Genomic DNA, 16480 nt, shown 5'->3' with positions numbered 1-16480 from the left:
GATTCTTCAGCCAGCGGCTGGAGTGATAATTGCTGTAGAACTGGTTGATCTCTTCCACCGCTTCGTCGGCGTTGTGCACCAGGCGCACCAGTTTCAGGTCGCTGGGCAAGATGTAGCGGTTTTCCTGTAGTTGACGGCTGATGAAGTCCAGGCAATCGCGCCAGAACGTGCCTCCTGGTGAGTCCAGCAACACCACGGGGACCAGCGGACTCTTGCCGGTTTGAATCAGCGTCAGGACTTCCAGCGCTTCATCGAGGGTGCCGAAACCACCTGGGCAAAGCACCAGCGCATCGGCCTCCTTGACGAAGAACAGCTTGCGGATGAAAAAGAAGTGGAAGGGCAGCAGCTTGTCGGTGCCGTCGACCGTCGGGTTGGCATGCTGTTCGAAAGGCAGGGTGATGTTGAAACCGAGGCTGTGATCGCTGCCAGCGCCTTCGTGGGCTGCCGCCATGATGCCGCCGCCGGCACCGGTGATGACCATGAGGTCGGACCGGGCCAGGGTAGCCCCCAGTTCGCGTGCCAGCGCATACATCGGGTGTTCCAGCGGGGTGCGCGCCGAGCCAAAGACGGTGACCTTGCGTCGCCCTTTGTAGCGCTGCAAGGTGCGGAAGGAATGGTCCAGTTCGCGAAGCGCCTGCAGGGTGATCTTGGCACTCCAGCGGTCGCTGTCATCGTGGGCCATGCGCAAGACGGTCAGCATCATGTCGCGGTACAGCGGCAGGTTGGGGCTGTCAGGCGCGACCAATTGCAGTTGTTCGTCGATCTTGCTCAGGTCGATGCCGCTGTCCCTGAAGTGATTGAACAGATGTTCACTCGATTGGTAAGGCATTCAACGTCTCCTTCTGCAGCAAAACCTCTGACCGAACCGATGGCATGGCTCGGCCGCGACACTGCGTGTGTCGCTGGCTGCTCTGGCTCGAGTATGCATCCCGAGCATTGCAGTTGGCCTTCAGGCCGTGATGCAGGGTTTGGGTCCATCTTGTTGTTTTTTCGGTCTTCGCTATCAATCTAGACCTTCGTGTCAGATCGTGCAGGGAGGATCGCGAGGGGGCCGCTCGTCGGGGCTTGACCATCGGCGTCGAGGGTTTGGTTAACTGGAGAAGCGAAACGTCTAGAAGGCAGGAGGGTGACCATATGCATCGCTTGGTCATCGAGGTGGACCGCGAGCTCTATGAGCAGCTGGAAAATGCCGCGCAGGATCATCATGTGAGCCTGGAGGAGGAGTGTCGCCGAAGGTTGGCTACGCTGGAGTGCCAGTCACGCTACCTGCAGGCGCTGCTGGCGGAGATGCGCGCCGACGAAGAACCGCAGCGCGCCGAAGGTGTGCAGGTTACTTGATCACTTCTTCTTGTTGCCGGCGGTGCAGCTGGCAGCATCGAAGGCCTGGTCCATGACCGGCTGATTGGTTTTATAGACGGTGAAGCGGTAGACCATCACGGCGCCTTTGGACATCAGATTACGAAAACCACTGTTGCGGCATACGCTGTCACCCAGTTGGCTGCGAACCTGGGCGGGGTTTTCCTGCATGCGCGCAGCATGCTCGGCACGCACGCTCAGGTGGTTGACCAACGCCTTGCCTTCAACGGTGTAGCCCTGGTCGAGAATGTCTTCATTGATGGCGCGCGGGGTGCCGACGCTGCTCTCCTGGGCGACTTTCTGCAGCACCTTGTTCAACTCGAACTCCTGCTTGGAAGCTGCCTGGGCGGCGAGGGGCAGTGCGAGCAACAGGCTCAGGGTCGGGACGATAAGACGCAGCATGAATCTCTCCTGGTTCGATGACTGGCGCTTTGACATGCGCTGAGAGCCGACGTTCCATGAGAAGCGCAGCTTTACAGGCAAAATCCGGCCGCCAAAGCTTGGGATTATAAGGGACCAATCCGTCCTGCTGCACGGCAAATGACGCCCGCTCTGGTAGACTGGCGCTTTGTTCAATCCGAGTTTTCGCAGTGTTCAGTCAGATTTTTCGCAGAGGCTTGCCAGAATGAGCCATGCGGTAGCGCGCCTGCGCGCCGAACGCCTGGCGCGCAGTAACAAACCGTTCATCGCACGCGGTTCACGTGCCGAGCGGTGCACGGGTTGCCGGGTCATCGCGACCCATTGCCTGTGTGCCTGGAAGCCTCGGGTGCAGGCCGACTCGGGTGTCTGCTTGCTGATGCATGACACCGAGCCTCTGAAACCGACCAATACCGGCTGGCTGATTGCCGACCTGATCGAAGATACCTCTGCCTTTGGCTGGTTGCGCACCTCGGTGGACGAACGTTTGCTGGCGCTGCTCGATGATCCTCAATGGCAGCCCTACATCGTCTTCCCCGGCGAGTTCGTGGCCCAGGAGCGTGTGGTGAACGAGGTGCAACGTCAGCCGGGCAAGCGCCCGTTGTTCATCCTGCTCGATGCAACCTGGACCGAAGCACGCAAGATGTTCCGCAAAAGCCCGTACCTGGATCGTTTTCCGGTGCTGAGCCTGCAGGCCGAGCAGATGTCGCGCTATCGCCTGCGCCGGTCCAAGCGCGACGACCATTTCTGCACGGCGGAAGTGGCTGCCATGTGCCTGGATCTGGCGGGTGACAGCCAGGCCTCTCAAGCCCTGGATGCCTACCTGGACGTGTTCAGCCTGCATTACCTCAGTGGCAAGCGCCGCCTGCCCCTGGATGATCAGGATGACACCCACCAGCGTTTGCATACCTTCCTATAGTCCAAGGGGCAGCCGCTGCGCTTTGGTTCATAATGACCGAGCTGGCAGCCAGGGTGGGCGAGGCGGCAGGGCGATTGGCTTGACCACCCCCAGCCGTGCTCGGCATCCTTGGCGCCGATTCCCCGCCAGGCGCTATTACTCCCCCGCATGCGCCTGGCACAGAACAGGATCCATAGATCGATGGCCACTTACGAAATCCTGATTGCCGATGACCACCCGCTGTTTCGTAGCGCTCTGCGCCAGGCTGTTACCCTCGGCCTGGGCGCGGATGTGCGTCTGGTTGAGGTGGCGAGCATTGCCGAGCTGGAAACCCGCCTGAGCGAAAAATCCGATTGGGACCTGGTGCTGCTGGACCTGAACATGCCGGGTGCCTATGGCTTCTCCGGGCTGGTCCTGTTGCGTGGCCAGTATCCGCAGATCCCTGTGGTAATGGTTTCGGCCCAGGAAGAAGCTGCGGTGGTGGTCAAGTCGCGTGAATTCGGTGCCAGTGGTTTCATTCCAAAGTCCAGTGGCCTCGAAGTCATTCAGGACGCCGTACGCAAAGTGCTCGACGGTGACGTCTGGTGGCCACCGCAGGCCTTCGAGAAAGTCGATGTGTCGGCCGAGGCCAAGGCCGCCAGCGAAGGCCTTGCCAGCCTCACGCCACAGCAGTTCCGTGTGCTGACCATGGTCTGCGAGGGCTTGTTGAACAAACAGATCGCGTATGAGCTGAGTGTCTCGGAAGCGACCATCAAGGCGCACGTAACGGCGATCTTCCGCAAGCTCGGCGTGCGCACCCGGACTCAGGCGGCGTTGTTGCTGCAACAACTTGAATCGGTTGCAAGCAACTGACAGCCTGCGTCTTCACGCTTTTTTGACCCGCGCCAGACTACTCTGCTGGCCTTTTATCTGTGAAATGACACCCATGTCGCCATTCAAGGGCCAAACCGGCCTCAAACGCATCTTCAACGCCGCCGGCTACTCGCTGGACGGTTTGCGCGCCGCCTTCAAGGGTGAAGCCGCATTTCGCCAACTGGTGCTGCTCAACGTCCTGCTGATTCCGATTGCCTTCTGGCTGCCGGTCAGCCGTGCCGAGCGGGCGATCATGATCGCGGTGTGCCTGCTCGGCTTGATCGTCGAGCTGTTCAACTCTGCAGTAGAGGCGGCCATTGACCGCATCTCCCTGGAGCGCCACCCGTTGTCGAAGAATGCCAAGGACATGGGCAGCGCCGCGCAGCTGGTGGCGCTGACCATGGTTGCGCTGGTCTGGGGCGTGATCCTGCTTTAAGCGATCGGCGGCAAGACGATTTCATCACTGCGGGTAAAGCCCGCAGTGAAGTTGCGGCACAGCTCGAGAAACTCGCGCATCGCCGTGGTCTGGTATTTCTGCTTGTGCCAGATGAAATAGAACTGCCGCATCAGGTCCAGCTCCGGCGTCTCCACCGGCACCAGGCTGCCTCGACGGAAAGCATCGCGCAGAGCCATGCGCGAGATGCAGCTGATGCCCAGCCCCGACTCCACGGCGCGCTTGATCGCCTCGGTGTGTTCCAGCTCCAGGCGGATATTCAGGTTGGCGCGATGATGGCGCATGGCCTGATCGAAGGTCAGGCGCGTGCCGGAACCTTGCTCGCGCAAGATCCAGTCTTCATGAGACAGGCTTTCGACATCCGCTCGACCCAGCTTGGCGAGCGGATGTTGCGGTGCACAGAACACCACCAGCTCGTCTTCGACCCAAGGCTGCACTTCCAGGTCCGGGTGGTTGCAGTCACCTTCGATTAGACCCAGATCAATTTCGTACTGCGCCACCTGGTGCACGATATGTGCTGTGTTGTGCACGTGCAGCTTCACCTGGCTTTCCGGGTGCACCTGCATGAAGCTGCCAATCAACAGGGTGGCCAGGTAGTTGCCAATGGTCAGCGTGGCGCCCACCGCCAGCGAGCCGAACCCCGACTTGCCGTTGAGCAAGTCTTCAATTTCCTTGGCCTGGTCCAGCAGCGCGACCGCCTGGGGCAACAACTGATGGCCAAGGGCGTTGAGGGCCAGGCGCTTGCCCGCGCGGTCGAACAGTTGGCAGCTCGATTGCCGCTCGAGTTCGGTGATCGACGTACTGGCGGCCGATTGCGACAACGCCAGCACGCTGGCGGCCCGCGAGACGCTTTGGTGCTGGGCCACGGCAACGAAGACTTGAAGCTGACGAAGTGTAAATCGCATATCTATATAACCGATAACACATATCTTGATAATTCAGTTAACAGATATTGTCGCTGCCCCTAAACTATCGCGCAACTGTGCGTTTTGCGCGCTGCGTTTTTCTTCAGGAGCCCCATAGATGAGCAACATGAACCACGAACGTGTCCTCAGTGTGCATCACTGGAACGACACCCTGTTCAGCTTCAAGTGCACCCGCGATCCGGGCCTGCGCTTCGAGAACGGTCAGTTCGTGATGATCGGCCTGCAACAGGACAATGGCCGTCCGCTCATGCGCGCCTATTCCATCGCGTCGCCAAACTGGGAAGAGCACCTGGAATTCTTCAGCATCAAGGTGCCGGACGGTCCGCTGACCTCCCAGCTGCAGCACCTGAAGGAAGGCGACGAGATCATCATCAGCAAGAAGCCTACCGGTACCCTGGTGCTCGATGACCTGAACCCGGGCAAGCACCTCTACCTGCTGAGCACCGGCACTGGCCTGGCGCCGTTCATGAGCGTCATCCAGGACCCGGAAACCTACGAGCGTTTCGAGAAGGTGATCCTGGTGCACGGCGTGCGTTACGTGAACGAAGTGGCCTACCGCGAGTTCATTACCGAGCACCTGCCGCAGAACGAGTTCTTCGGTGAGGCGGTACGTGACAAGCTGATCTATTACCCGACCGTGACCCGCGAGCCGTTCGAAAACCAGGGCCGTCTGACCGACCTGATGCGCAGCGGCAAGCTGTTCAGCGACATCGGCCTGCCGCCGATCAACCCGCAGGACGACCGCGCGATGATCTGCGGTAGCCCGAGCATGCTCGACGAGACCAGTGAAGTGCTCGACAGCTTCGGCCTGAAGATTTCCGCCCGTATGCGCGAGCCAGGTGACTACCTGATCGAGCGAGCTTTCGTCGAGAAGTAAGGCGAACGCAGCCATAAAAAAACGCAGGCCTCGGCCTGCGTTTTTTTATGGCCCAAAGCTTATGGACTTCAGGTTTCGCGCACCACTTCCAGCACCCGAATGACGTCGGCCTGCGGATACTGCCACCTGACCTGCACATCCCAGAACTTCACCCCGTACACGCGCTCTGGTGCCGGCACCTGGTAGGCCGGCCGAGGGTCCTGGGCCAGGCACTGCTCGATCAGCTCCACGAGAGGTTCACCCAGGCGCAGTGCGTGGGCCTTGGCCTGGGGCAAGGCGCCGTCGCTCCATTGCACGGCAATCGCCTGCGGCGCGGCGCTGGCCATCAGGTTGCTGGCTCCGGAGATGCTGTCGGCATAGGGCACATAGGGCTTGATATCGATCACCGGTGTGCCGTCGAGCAGGTCGATCCCGGACAGCAGCAGCCGACCTGGTTCCACACCTTCCAACCGCACCACCGACTGGCCGATGCCGTTCGGCCGGTGTGTCGCACGGGTTGCGAACACCCCCATGCTCTTGTTGCCGCCCAGGCGCGGCGGGCGCACTTTCAGGCGTGGCTTGTCTTCCAGGGCCTGATGGAACAGAAACAGCAGCCAGACATGGCTGATCTGCTCGAGGCCCTCCACCGCATCACCCTGGTCGAATGGCGGCAGCAGCTCCAGTACGCCGCGCGCCGCCGGTGCCAGCTGTGGCTGGCGTGGGATGGCGAACTTTTCCTTGAAGCAGGAGCGCACGATGCCGACCGGCGTGACCGTATGCTGCATGGCCACTTAGCCGCGCACGCGCAGGGTCAGGCCCTTGAGGAAGTTGCGCAGCAACTGGTCGCCGCAAGGCCGGTAGTTGTCATGGCCGACCTTGCGGAACAGTGCGCTGAGTTCAGGCTTGGACACCGGGAAATTGACCGACTTGAGGATCACGTGCAGGTCCTCTTCCTTCAGTTCGAAGGCTACCCGCAGCTTCTTCAGGATGGTGTTGTTGGTCACCGGCAACTCGACCGGTTGAGGAGGGCGGCTGTCGTCCTTGCCGCGGCGGTGGATTACCAAACCGTCGAGGAAGTGCGCCATGATTCGCTCGGGGCAGCGTACAAACCCTGCCTCGTCTTCTTTCTTCAGGTAGGTGGCGAGCACCACCGGGTTTACCTCGACGCCGGACAGCGCGATGATTTCGGCCATCTTGGCGTCGTTCACCTTGAGCATGTAGCGCAAGCTGCGCAGTACATCATTGTGGTTCATTGCTGCAAAATCCTGTTCAGATGCCGCGCCTTGGCGCGGCGTATCGCTTAGAAACGTTCGGTGCTGGCCAGGTAGCGCCATTGCCCCAAGGGCAGCTTGCCCATGGACACGCCGCCCAGGCGGATGCGGCGCATGCCCCGCACTTCCAGGCGCAGGTAGGCGCACAGTTCGGAAATTTGCCCTGGTTGCGGGTTCTTCAGGGCCAGGCGCAGGTGGGTCTCGTTCTGCCAGCTGGCCTTGGCCCTGGGCAGTTCCCGGTCATTGCGCGTTGCCCCGCGGGCCAGGCGCTCCAGTGCCTGAGGCGTGGTTTCGCCACGCACTTCGATGATGTATTCCTGCTCCAGCTTGCGCAGGTCGGCTTCGATCTTGCGGGTTACCCGCCAGTCCTGGGTGAAGACCTGCAGGCCGCTGGCACCGCGTTCCAGCGGTGCGATACAGGATAGCTTGGCAAAGTGCCCATGGAGTGGCCGCACGCCTTCGCCATGGGCTTCGCTGAGGCTCCCCAGGTTGATGCCGGCGCGGGCTGTTTCGATGTCGACACCTGCCTGCTGGTTGAGCAGCAGGGTCACAGGTTCAAGGGCTTCGGCCTTGGCGCCCGGCAACAGCTCGACGCGCTGGTTTTCCACCTTGAACTGCGGTTGCTCGACCACGATGCCATCGACCGTGACCCAGCCCCCCTCGATATACAGCTCGGCCTCTCGGCGGGAGCAGCCGAGCTGCTCGATGAGGCGTTTGGACAGGCGGATGGGTTCGGACATGGGGGGCGGTTCGCAAGGCAGGAAAAGACCTACATTGTACCTGCCCATGGCCGCTTGATGATGGGAATCTGTGTCAAATGCGCCATTTTAGGACGCATTGCACGGCTTCCTGCGACATTGTCCTAGGGTGCTGTACGAATTAGCTGCATGTGCAGTAAGGGATAGGGTTGCCCCAAGCCGTCGGTGTCCGAGCGGCCAATCACTTCGAAGCCCTCGTGCAGATAGAAGCCCAAGGCTTGTGGGTTCTGTTCGTTGACGTCCAGGGTTTCGGCGTTGAGTTCGGCGATGGCATAGCGCAGCAAGCGCTTGCCGACGCCTCGGCCACGATAGGCCGGGGCGACGAACAGCATGTCGACGCGGCCGTTGGCGACACCGGCGAAGCCACAGATGCGGCGGTGATCCTTGCAGCAGATGAGCATCACGGCGTCGAGGTATCTGCGCAGTACATGCTCGCGCAACAGCAGTATGTAGGCATCGGGCAGGAAGTCGTGGGTCGCGCGTACCGAATCCTCCCAGACCTGGACCAGCTCCGGGTAGTCATGCAGGTGGGGTGTTTGCAGCGTCAGTGCCGAATGCATGCCGGTGATCCTCTGTGACCTTTGAGGAAACCATAGATGCAAAAAAAAGCCCCGCCAGTGGGCGGGGCTTGGTCACATGTGCACGGCTCAGACAGGCTCGGCCCACATGTCGTATTCGTCGGCATCGACCACCCGGCAACGTACCTTGTCGCCCGGCTTGAAGCCATGGTCGCCATCGATGAACACGCTGCCGTCGATTTCCGGGGCATCAAAGAAGCTGCGGCCAACCGAGCCCTGCTCCTCGACTTCGTCGATCAGCACTTCGATTTCCTTGCCGATGCGCAGTTGCAGGCGTGCGGCGCTGATCGCCTGCTGATGGGCCATGAAGCGGTCCCAGCGTTCCTGCTTGACGTCGTCCGGCACTTCGTCCAGGCCCAGGTCGTTGGCGGGCGCACCTTCGACAGGCGAGTACTGGAAGCAGCCGACGCGGTCGAGCTGTGCTTCGGTCAGCCAGTCCAGCAGGTACTGGAAGTCTTCTTCGGTCTCGCCCGGGAAACCGACGATGAAGGTCGAGCGGATGACCAGCTCAGGGCACTGCTCGCGCCAGTTCTTGATGCGCGCCAGGGTGCGGTCTTCGAAGGCCGGGCGCTTCATCGACTTGAGCACCTTGGGGCTGGCGTGCTGGAACGGGATGTCCAGGTACGGCAGGATCTTGCCAGCGGCCATCAGCGGGATCACATCGTCGACGTTCGGGTACGGGTACACGTAGTGCAGGCGCACCCAGGCACCCAGGCTGCTCAGTGCTTCGCACAGCTCCAGCATGCGGGTCTTGACCGGGCGACCGTTCCAGAAGTCGGTCTTGTACTTGACGTCGACGCCGTAGGCGCTGGTGTCCTGGGAAATGACCAGGATTTCCTTGACCCCCGCCTTGACCAGGCGCTCGGCCTCGCTCAGCACTTCGCCGACCGGGCGGCTGACCAGCTTGCCGCGCATCGACGGGATGATGCAGAAGCTGCAGCTGTGGTTGCAGCCTTCGGAAATCTTCAGGTAGGCGTAGTGGCGCGGGGTCAACTTGACGCCCTGCGGCGGCACCAGGTCGATCAGCGGGTTGTGGTCCTGGCGTGGCGGCACGACTTCGTGCACGGCGTTGACCACCTGCTCGTACTGCTGCGGGCCGCTGACCGACAGCACGCTCGGGTGCACGTCGCGGATGTTGCCTTCCTCGACGCCCATGCAGCCGGTGACGATGACCTTGCCGTTTTCCTTGATCGCTTCGCCGATCACTTCCAGCGATTCGGCCTTGGCGCTGTCGATGAAGCCGCAGGTGTTGACCACCACCACGTCGGCGTCTTCGTAGGTGGGCACGACTTCATAGCCTTCCATGCGCAACTGGGTAAGGATGCGCTCGGAATCGACCAAAGCCTTAGGGCAGCCCAGGCTGACGAATCCGACCTTAGGGGTGGCGGGAGTGGTGGACATGACTAACCTCGGTATTGAATGCAGATCGCCCGGCCGGTGGCAGGGCGATCCTGGCGGGCGCTGTGGGCGCCTCTGATCAAAAAGTGCGCAATTCTAGCGAGCGCAAGGTCGCTTGACCAGCACAAAAGCGACGAACGCTGCGCTATGCTTCGCGCCGTTGCGTCCGGGTATCTGTGATGCCTTGGCGTGGGAGTGAATTTCTTTGGCCGTTGTGGCCGTTCGCGGGAGTGGTCGATGGTTCAGGCAAGCAGTCACGCCGAGGGCGGGCAGGGGGCGACACGCTCGATCAGCCTGCTGGTGGCAGCTGTTGGGGTGGTCTATGGCGATATCGGTACCAGCCCGTTGTATACCCTCAAGGAAGTCTTTGGCGGCGGCTATGGAGTGCCAGTCAACCACGATGGCGTGCTGGGGATCCTGTCGCTGATCCTCTGGTCGCTGCTGTGGGTGGTGTCGTTCAAATACGTGATGTTCATCCTGCGCGCCGATAACCAGGGTGAAGGCGGCACCATGGCCCTTACCGCGTTGGCGCGACGGGCCACGGCCGCCTACCCGCGGCTGCGCACGCTCATGGTCATCTGCGGGCTGATCGGCGCCTCGCTGTTCTACGGCGACAGCATGATCACCCCGGCGGTGTCGGTGCTGTCGGCGGTAGAGGGCATGGGCCTGGCGTTCGATGGCATCGACCATTGGGTGGTGCCGATCTCGCTGGTGGTGCTGGTGGCGCTGTTTCTGGTGCAAAAGCACGGCACGGAAAAGATCGGCAAGGCGTTCGGTCCGATCATGGTCGTCTGGTTCCTGGTGCTGGGGGCGCTGGGGGTGCATGGCATTTCCCAGAGCCCGGAAGTGCTCAAGGCATTCAACCCGGGTTGGGCGGTCAACTTCTTCGTGGTCCACCCAGGCATGGGCGTGGCCATTCTCGGCGCCGTGGTGCTGGCACTGACCGGTGCCGAGGCGCTGTACGCCGACATGGGCCATTTCGGTCGCAAGCCGATCGCCCGCGCCTGGTTTGCCCTGGTGCTGCCGGCGTTGGTGCTCAACTATTTCGGCCAGGGTGCGATCCTGCTGCAGAATCCTGACGCCGCCCGCAACCCGTTCTACCTGCTGGCACCGGGCTGGGCCTTGCTGCCGCTGGTGGGGCTGGCGACGATGGCCACGGTGATTGCCTCGCAGGCGGTGATCTCGGGCGCCTTCTCCCTGACCCGGCAGGCCATCCAGCTCGGTTACATCCCGCGCATGCAGATCCAGCACACCTCCAGCGACGAGCAGGGGCAGATCTACATTGGTGCGGTGAACTGGACGCTGATGGTCGGGGTGGTGCTGCTGGTGATCGGTTTCGAGTCGTCCGGCGCCCTGGCCGCGGCCTATGGCGTGGCGGTGACCGGCACCATGCTGATGACCACCATTCTGGTGTCTGCGGTGATGCTGCTGTTGTGGAAGTGGCCGCCGGTGCTGGCGGTGCCTATCTTGCTGGGATTCCTGTTCGTCGACGGGCTGTTCTTTGCCGCCAACGTGCCGAAGATCGTTCAGGGTGGCGCCTTCCCTGTATTGGCGGGGGGCGTATTGTTCCTGCTGATGAGTACCTGGAAGCGGGGCAAGCAGATCCTGGTCGAGCGCATTGACGAAGGCGGGTTGCCGCTGCCGGTGTTCATCGGCAGCATTCGCGTGCAGCCGCCGCACCGGGTCGAAGGCACTGCCGTGTTCCTGACTGCGCGGCCAGACGCCGTGCCCCATGCGCTGTTGCACAACATGCTGCACAACCAGGTGTTGCACAGCCAGGTGGTGTTGCTGACGGTGGTCAGCGAAGACCGGCCGCGGGTGCCGGACCAGGAGCGCTTCGAGGTGGAGGCCTATGGTGATGGGTTCTTCCGCGTGTTGCTGCATTTTGGCTTCATGGACGAGCCGGACGTGCCGGCGGCGCTGAAGCTGTGCCATCTGGATGAGCTGGATTTCAGCCCGATGCGCACGACCTACTTCCTTAGCCGAGAAACGGTGATCGCGTCGCGTCTTGAGGGGATGTCGCGCTGGCGCGGGAACCTGTTTGCGTTCCTGCTGAAGAATGCCAACGGTAACCTGCGCTTCTTCAACCTGCCGCTCAATCGGGTGATCGAGCTGGGGACGCAGGTCGAGATCTGAGTGAGGCCGGGGCGCGTTGCGCCCCAATCGCCGGCAAGCCCGCTCCCACAAGTTACTGCAAGGGCAGCGAGGATCTCTGCTCAACTTCCAAAAGCTGACGCAAGCCCTGTGGGAGCCGGCTTGCCGGCGATTGGGGCTGCACAGCAGCCCCCGCTAGCGTCAGTTCTTGTCAGCGACGCTGGACTTTCCCTGACGGGTCTCGATCTCACCAATCAAACGCTTGGCCAGCGCTGGGTAGTTTTCGTCGAAGTGGTGCCCACCCGGCAGCTTCATGCGCTCACCCACTGCCGTCTTGTCGGTGCAACCACTCTCGTCGGTCTCTTCCACGCCGTATACGCACACCACCTTGGACGCAGGCAGCTTGGCCATTTCCGGCCCGGTTGGCGCTTCCTGGCCTTCTTTGCCCAGCCAGCCTTCTACCTCGATTTCGAAGCTGCCGCTGCGGGCGAAGGCCAGCAGCATCACGGCATCGATACGCTGCTGGTCTTCAGCGGGCAGGCGATTGTAGATGGCGGGCAGCACGTCGGCACCGAACGAATAACCGGTCAGCACGAAGCGCTTGGTGCCCCATTTCTGCCGGTAATGCTGCATGAGTTCCGACAGGTCGGCCGCACTTTGCTCCGGCGTCTTGTGCTGCCAGTAATAACGCAGGGTGTCGATGCCCACCACCGGATAGCCGAGCTTGGCCATTTCGCCGGCCACGTCGCGGTCGAGGTCGCGCCAGCCGCCGTCGCCCGAGAGGAACAGGGTGACGGTGTCGGTGGTCTGCCCGGCAGGCACTTCGACGACCGGAATGGCCAGGGCGTTGCCGTCACGGCCTACCAGTGCCTGGGTCAGCTGCGCCTTGAGCACTTGTGGCAGGTGGATGTCGTAGTCGCTGATGCTGGTTTCGGCATTGGCCTGGTCACGCACGAAGGCGGCGCTGGCGTCATCCGGGTTGTCGTTCCAGGCCACGTTCCAGTGGCCATGGGCGGCTGATTTCGGCAGCGCGCTGGCGCAGCCGGGCTGTTCGACGCTGAAGTCGACCGAGATGGCCCTGGCCTTGTCATCGCTCTGTACCGCCAGCCAGCGCCAGGCTTGGGCTCCACCTGGGCCAATGCCCGCGACCAGGGTGGGTTTGTCGGACAGCTGGGTCAGCGCCTGGTCCATGGCCTGCTGCTGCTTGCTGCAGTCGCTTGGCGGCAGGATCACTTGTACCAGCTGTGCTTCGCCGGCCTGGCTCAGGTCCAGCAGCTGCTTGTCGCTCAGTGCCTGGTCCTGGGGCACGCCGATGGCCACCCGGGCCTTGGCATGCACGCCGGGGGTGACGCGGGTGATGCTGGTGCCATTGAGGGTCAGTTGCTCCAGGCGCGCTTGCGGGGCGGGGCGGGCCCACAGCCAGAAGACCGCAGCACCGACCAGGGCAGCCGCGAGCAGGGGAATCAGTACGTACAGCCAATAGCGTCGGATCATCAACGTTTCACCAATCCAGTCAGGCCGCCAGCGATCAGGGCGGCAGTGTCAGCCAGTGCCACCAGCGGGTCGAGCCCGGCCGGCACGGCCATGTAACGGGGTTCCCAGTCCGGCTGGAACTTGTCCTTGAAGCGCCGCAGGCCCTGGAAGTTGTAAAGCTGTTCGCCGCGACGGAACACCATCGAGCCCAGGCGCTGGGTCAGGGGCGCGCCACGCCGAGGTTGCAGCCCGGAAAGCGGGACCATGCCCAGGCTGAAACGGCCATAGTCATGGCTTTTGTAGTGCAGAATCAGGCCGATCATCATGAATTCCATGGTCAGCTTCGGCGCCTCGGGATGCGCGCGCATCAGGTCCAGGCTGGCCAGTTCGTTGCCGTGGGTTTCCAACAGGTTGGCAAAGGCCACCGGGCGACCCTGGAAGCGAATCAGGGCGATGCGAAAATGTTGCAGGTACTCGGGGCTGAAGCGCCCCAGCGAGAAGCCTTTCTCGCGCACGTTCTTGCTGCCGAGCCAGGCGTCGGAGATTTCCTTGAGCTCCGCCAGCGGGGCCTGGCCGGGTTCGTGGATTTCCAGGCTCAGGCCGTCGCGTCCACCGCGGTTCCAGGTGTAGCGCAGGTCTTTCATCTCCTTGCCCTTGGCTTCGATGTCGAAGCGGCGCAGGTCGACCCGGGCCTCCTCGCCGAGCTTGAGCGCGGTAAGGCCGATGTCCATGTAGAACGGCAGGTTTTCCGCGCGCACCTGGTAGAACACCGGGCGGGCGTGGTGCAGGTCACACAGGTCGCGGAATTGCCAGATCATCTCGGCGCGCTCCTGGGCCGGGCCGATCGGGTCGTACAGTGCCACCAGGCTGCGGCCGCGGCGGGCGTACATGAGGAAGGCGTTGTCGCTGGGGTGGAAGAGCAGGGCCTTGTCGCCGGTCAGGGCCAGGCCGCCGTCGGGCTGGTCGGACGCCAGCAGAATCCGGTTGGCGCGCTGCAATTCATCGGCATCGGGCAGGTGAATGGTCGGCCGGGCTGTGCGCAGAAGCCAGGTCAGGGCGACGATGACCAGCAGCACGGCGCTACCCATGGCGGCCCGCAGACCACGCGGGGCATCGGCATCCAGGGTGAATTGCCACCACAGCTGATGGCTGTAGGGCACATCCTGGTAGGCAAATAACAGCAACCATACCGAAGCGCCGACCACGCAGGCACTGGCCACCAGGTAAACCGGCGAGAAGGGCAGCTCCAGCAGACGGCTCGGGCGGTAGAACGAGCGTCGGAACAACGCCAGCAGCGCTGCGGTGGCAGTCAGCAGGCAGGCCTCTTCCCAGTCGAAGCCCTTGAGCAGTGACAGCAGGGCGCCCACCAGGAGCAGCACGGTGGTCAGCAGCCAGGCTGCGGACAGGCGACGGCGCAGGCCTTGTGCCAGCAGCAGGCAGAGCACGCCGATCAGGCTGGCGCCGAAGTGCGAGGCATCGATCAAGCGGTGCGGCACCAGAAAGCCCATGTGCTCCAGGCGGGTATCGATTTCCGGGGTGGCGCCGGAGAACAGCAGTACCACCCCGGACAGGAACACCAGGATGGCCAGGATCGGCGCTGCCAGCCCGGATGCGGCCTTGATCGCCTGCTGGGCGAACAGCAGGCGACGCGCTTCGTTCGCCAGTAGCAGCGCGCACGCCAGGAGCAAGGGCAGCACCACGTAGATCAGGCGGTACAGCAGCAAGGCGGCGGCCAGTGGCGCGGCGCCCAGTTGGTCGGCGAAAGCCGCCAGCAGGATCGCCTCGAACACCCCGACGCCGCCTGGTACATGGCTCAGTACGCCGGCGGCCAGGGCCAGCAGGTAGACCAGCACGAACGCGCCGAAGGGGGGCGCCTCGGGCAGTAACAGGTACAGCACAGTGGCTGCGGCCGCGACGTCCAGGGCGGTAATCAGCAGCTGCAGTGCGGCCAGGCGGGCACCCGGCAGACGCAAGGTGCGCCGGCCAACGTGAACCAGCAGGTTGTCTGCCAGTGGCTGCTCTGCCTGGCGCCGACGGTACAAACCAATCACCAGTACGGCTGTCAGCGCCAGCACCGCGCTGGCGATCCCGGCCAGAACGCTGGAGGGCAGGCGCAAGGCTGCGGCCGCAGCCGGCAGGTTGCTCAAGGTCGCCAGCGCGGCAAGGGGCGGTAGTGCACAACCCAGGGACAGGCTGGCAAACACCGTCATGCGCGCGACTTCAGCGGCCCCCAGGCCTTGGCGGGCATACAGGCGATAGCGCACCGAGCCACCTGAGAGCATGGACAGGCCAATGGCATTGCCGATGGCGAACGCGCTGAACCCACCGAGCAGCAAGGTTCGCCCAGGCAGTTTCACGCCGGCATAGCGGCTTGCCGACCATTCGTATCCGAGCAGGATCACAAAGCCGATGACCGTCGCCAGCAACGCGCCGAGCAGTGACTGGGTCGGTACGCTGAGCATGGCGTCGTGCAGCGCATAGATGTCCAGTTCGCTCAACAGGTGGCGACAGGCAATCAATGCCATGGCAAACAGCAACAGGGTCACGCCCAGGCCGATCGGCTGGCGATAGCGACTCAAACGTTCGAGCCAAGGCAGGCGCTGCGCGGCCGTGGGCAACACGGCGGCAAGTGGCACCTGGGGTTCGGGGTTCTGGGAGGTCATGGATTACCCCGGGCACACAGCGCGAGGTACGGGGAAGGTGCGGCCAAGTGGAAGTCCCTATGAAAAACGTATCCAGATATTACTCCGGGCAACGTGACTTTCAGTCGTCCGGCACGGTTAAAGATAGTTCATCCTGGGGACGCGCTCTCAAACCTGCGGGTTGGCGGACGGCAAAGGGGGAGGGACGATTTTTGCGGCGATGAAATGCAACAAACCCCGCGCTGCTGTTACACAGGCGGGGTTTGTTCTGACGAATCTGGTTGCGGGAGCCGGATTTGAACCGACGACCTTCGGGTTATGAGCCCGACGAGCTACCAGGCTGCTCCATCCCGCGTCAGAGGGGCGCATTCTACAGCTTCACCCCTGGTGGTCAAGCTATTTCGCAGCTTACCAGGCAATTTCTTCAGTTTGGGTTTCTTGAGGCCAAAGAAAAAGGCCACTGCGTAAACAGTGGCCTTTTCTTTGAATCTGGTTGCGGGAGCCGGA

At 62.6% G+C, this 16480-nt stretch carries 16 protein-coding genes and 1 tRNA gene; 6 read left to right on the top strand and 11 right to left on the bottom strand.

Annotation, left to right across the window (positions count from 1 at the left end):
- The coding region (locus PMI38_RS13175) for a TIGR00730 family Rossman fold protein (protein ID WP_008094704.1) at window positions 1-829 on the bottom strand (829 nt) is incomplete at its 3' end.
- A 305-nt stretch (window positions 830-1134) separates the two neighbouring features.
- Between PMI38_RS13175 and PMI38_RS13170 the strand changes: the two genes are divergently transcribed.
- Window positions 1135-1338 carry a hypothetical protein gene (locus PMI38_RS13170; protein WP_008094702.1) on the top strand — a complete coding sequence of 68 codons (204 nt, stop codon included), beginning with the start codon at window positions 1135-1137 and terminating at the stop codon, window positions 1336-1338.
- Here the strand turns inward: PMI38_RS13170 and PMI38_RS13165 are convergent, their stop codons facing one another.
- A complete protein-coding gene (locus tag PMI38_RS13165; RefSeq protein ID WP_008094701.1) occupies window positions 1339-1758 on the bottom strand; it encodes a quorum-sensing-regulated virulence factor family protein in 420 nt (139 codons plus the stop codon). It abuts the gene before it with no gap.
- Window positions 1759-1981: 223 nt separating this feature from the next.
- Here PMI38_RS13165 and PMI38_RS13160 point away from each other — a divergent pair, with 223 nt between their 5' ends.
- From PMI38_RS13160 to PMI38_RS13150, 3 genes are all read left to right on the top strand, one after another.
- Complete coding sequence (locus PMI38_RS13160) at window positions 1982-2692, top strand: tRNA-uridine aminocarboxypropyltransferase (RefSeq protein ID WP_008094700.1); 711 nt, start codon at window positions 1982-1984, stop codon at window positions 2690-2692.
- A gap of 180 nt (window positions 2693-2872) precedes the next feature.
- Entirely contained in the window at window positions 2873-3523 is a 651-nt protein-coding gene (erdR, locus tag PMI38_RS13155; protein ID WP_008094699.1) for a response regulator transcription factor ErdR, read from the top strand.
- 64 nt (window positions 3524-3587) lie between these two features.
- Complete coding sequence (locus tag PMI38_RS13150; RefSeq protein ID WP_177324910.1) at window positions 3588-3959, top strand: diacylglycerol kinase; 372 nt, start codon at window positions 3588-3590, stop codon at window positions 3957-3959.
- Here PMI38_RS13150 and finR read toward each other — a convergent pair.
- Window positions 3956-4882 (bottom strand): LysR family transcriptional regulator FinR, encoded by a 927-nt coding sequence (gene finR, locus PMI38_RS13145; protein WP_008094697.1) that lies wholly within the window; start codon window positions 4880-4882, stop codon window positions 3956-3958. The genes PMI38_RS13150 and finR overlap by 4 nt on opposite strands.
- Before the next feature lie 118 nt (window positions 4883-5000).
- Between finR and fpr the strand changes: the two genes are divergently transcribed.
- Complete coding sequence (fpr, locus tag PMI38_RS13140) at window positions 5001-5780, top strand: ferredoxin-NADP reductase (RefSeq protein ID WP_008094696.1); 780 nt, start codon at window positions 5001-5003, stop codon at window positions 5778-5780.
- A gap of 68 nt (window positions 5781-5848) precedes the next feature.
- On the opposite strand, the gene tsaA is transcribed toward fpr, so the two are convergent.
- From tsaA to rimO, 5 genes are all read right to left on the bottom strand, one after another.
- Window positions 5849-6544 carry a tRNA (N6-threonylcarbamoyladenosine(37)-N6)-methyltransferase TrmO gene (gene tsaA, locus PMI38_RS13135; protein WP_008094695.1) on the bottom strand — a complete coding sequence of 232 codons (696 nt, stop codon included), beginning with the start codon at window positions 6542-6544 and terminating at the stop codon, window positions 5849-5851.
- Between the two features lie 6 nt (window positions 6545-6550).
- Window positions 6551-7012 (bottom strand): DUF1456 family protein, encoded by a 462-nt coding sequence (locus tag PMI38_RS13130; protein WP_008094694.1) that lies wholly within the window; start codon window positions 7010-7012, stop codon window positions 6551-6553.
- Between the two features lie 47 nt (window positions 7013-7059).
- Window positions 7060-7770 carry an rRNA pseudouridine synthase gene (locus PMI38_RS13125; protein ID WP_008094692.1) on the bottom strand — a complete coding sequence of 237 codons (711 nt, stop codon included), beginning with the start codon at window positions 7768-7770 and terminating at the stop codon, window positions 7060-7062.
- 122 nt (window positions 7771-7892) lie between these two features.
- Window positions 7893-8348 (bottom strand): GNAT family N-acetyltransferase, encoded by a 456-nt coding sequence (locus PMI38_RS13120; RefSeq protein WP_008094691.1) that lies wholly within the window; start codon window positions 8346-8348, stop codon window positions 7893-7895.
- An 87-nt stretch (window positions 8349-8435) separates the two neighbouring features.
- Window positions 8436-9767: a 30S ribosomal protein S12 methylthiotransferase RimO gene (rimO, locus tag PMI38_RS13115; RefSeq protein WP_008094690.1), complete on the bottom strand. Its 1332-nt coding sequence runs from the start codon at window positions 9765-9767 to the stop codon at window positions 8436-8438.
- Window positions 9768-10001: 234 nt separating this feature from the next.
- Between rimO and PMI38_RS13110 the strand changes: the two genes are divergently transcribed.
- A complete protein-coding gene (locus tag PMI38_RS13110) occupies window positions 10002-11900 on the top strand; it encodes a potassium transporter Kup (protein ID WP_008094689.1) in 1899 nt (632 codons plus the stop codon).
- Between the two features lie 159 nt (window positions 11901-12059).
- Here the strand turns inward: PMI38_RS13110 and PMI38_RS13105 are convergent, their stop codons facing one another.
- From PMI38_RS13105 to PMI38_RS13095, 3 genes are all read right to left on the bottom strand, one after another.
- Window positions 12060-13352, bottom strand: coding sequence for a virulence factor family protein (locus PMI38_RS13105; protein WP_008094688.1), 1293 nt, complete (start codon window positions 13350-13352; stop codon window positions 12060-12062).
- The gene (gene mprF / locus PMI38_RS13100; protein WP_008094687.1) at window positions 13352-15994 is read right to left on the bottom strand and encodes a bifunctional lysylphosphatidylglycerol flippase/synthetase MprF; all 2643 of its coding nucleotides are present in this window, start codon (window positions 15992-15994) and stop codon (window positions 13352-13354) included. Before mprF ends, PMI38_RS13105 begins: the two co-directional genes overlap by 1 nt.
- A 257-nt stretch (window positions 15995-16251) precedes the next feature.
- Window positions 16252-16328, bottom strand: a tRNA-Met gene (locus tag PMI38_RS13095).
- Window positions 16329-16480: the final 152 nt, after the last annotated feature.

The sequence above is a fragment of the Pseudomonas sp. GM84 genome (assembly GCF_000282535.1).
GTDB lineage: Bacteria > Pseudomonadota > Gammaproteobacteria > Pseudomonadales > Pseudomonadaceae > Aquipseudomonas.
Note: the sequence above shows the minus strand (reverse complement) of the source record. Positions and strands in the feature narration are given on the sequence as shown.

Excerpts from the sequence above, each read along its gene's own strand:
- PMI38_RS13170 (WP_008094702.1), top strand. The coding sequence starts at position 1,135 with ATGCATCGCTTGGTCATCGAGGTGGACCGCGAGCTCTATGAGCAGCTG.
- PMI38_RS13165 (WP_008094701.1), bottom strand. The coding sequence starts at position 1,758 with ATGCTGCGTCTTATCGTCCCGACCCTGAGCCTGTTGCTCGCACTGCCC.
- PMI38_RS13160 (WP_008094700.1), top strand. The coding sequence starts at position 1,982 with ATGAGCCATGCGGTAGCGCGCCTGCGCGCCGAACGCCTGGCGCGCAGT.
- erdR (WP_008094699.1), top strand. The coding sequence starts at position 2,873 with ATGGCCACTTACGAAATCCTGATTGCCGATGACCACCCGCTGTTTCGT.
- PMI38_RS13150 (WP_177324910.1), top strand. The coding sequence starts at position 3,588 with ATGACACCCATGTCGCCATTCAAGGGCCAAACCGGCCTCAAACGCATC.
- finR (WP_008094697.1), bottom strand. The coding sequence starts at position 4,882 with ATGCGATTTACACTTCGTCAGCTTCAAGTCTTCGTTGCCGTGGCCCAG.
- fpr (WP_008094696.1), top strand. The coding sequence starts at position 5,001 with ATGAGCAACATGAACCACGAACGTGTCCTCAGTGTGCATCACTGGAAC.
- tsaA (WP_008094695.1), bottom strand. The coding sequence starts at position 6,544 with ATGCAGCATACGGTCACGCCGGTCGGCATCGTGCGCTCCTGCTTCAAG.
- PMI38_RS13130 (WP_008094694.1), bottom strand. The coding sequence starts at position 7,012 with ATGAACCACAATGATGTACTGCGCAGCTTGCGCTACATGCTCAAGGTG.
- PMI38_RS13125 (WP_008094692.1), bottom strand. The coding sequence starts at position 7,770 with ATGTCCGAACCCATCCGCCTGTCCAAACGCCTCATCGAGCAGCTCGGC.
- PMI38_RS13120 (WP_008094691.1), bottom strand. The coding sequence starts at position 8,348 with ATGCATTCGGCACTGACGCTGCAAACACCCCACCTGCATGACTACCCG.
- rimO (WP_008094690.1), bottom strand. The coding sequence starts at position 9,767 with ATGTCCACCACTCCCGCCACCCCTAAGGTCGGATTCGTCAGCCTGGGC.
- PMI38_RS13110 (WP_008094689.1), top strand. The coding sequence starts at position 10,002 with ATGGTTCAGGCAAGCAGTCACGCCGAGGGCGGGCAGGGGGCGACACGC.
- PMI38_RS13105 (WP_008094688.1), bottom strand. The coding sequence starts at position 13,352 with ATGATCCGACGCTATTGGCTGTACGTACTGATTCCCCTGCTCGCGGCT.
- mprF (WP_008094687.1), bottom strand. The coding sequence starts at position 15,994 with ATGACCTCCCAGAACCCCGAACCCCAGGTGCCACTTGCCGCCGTGTTG.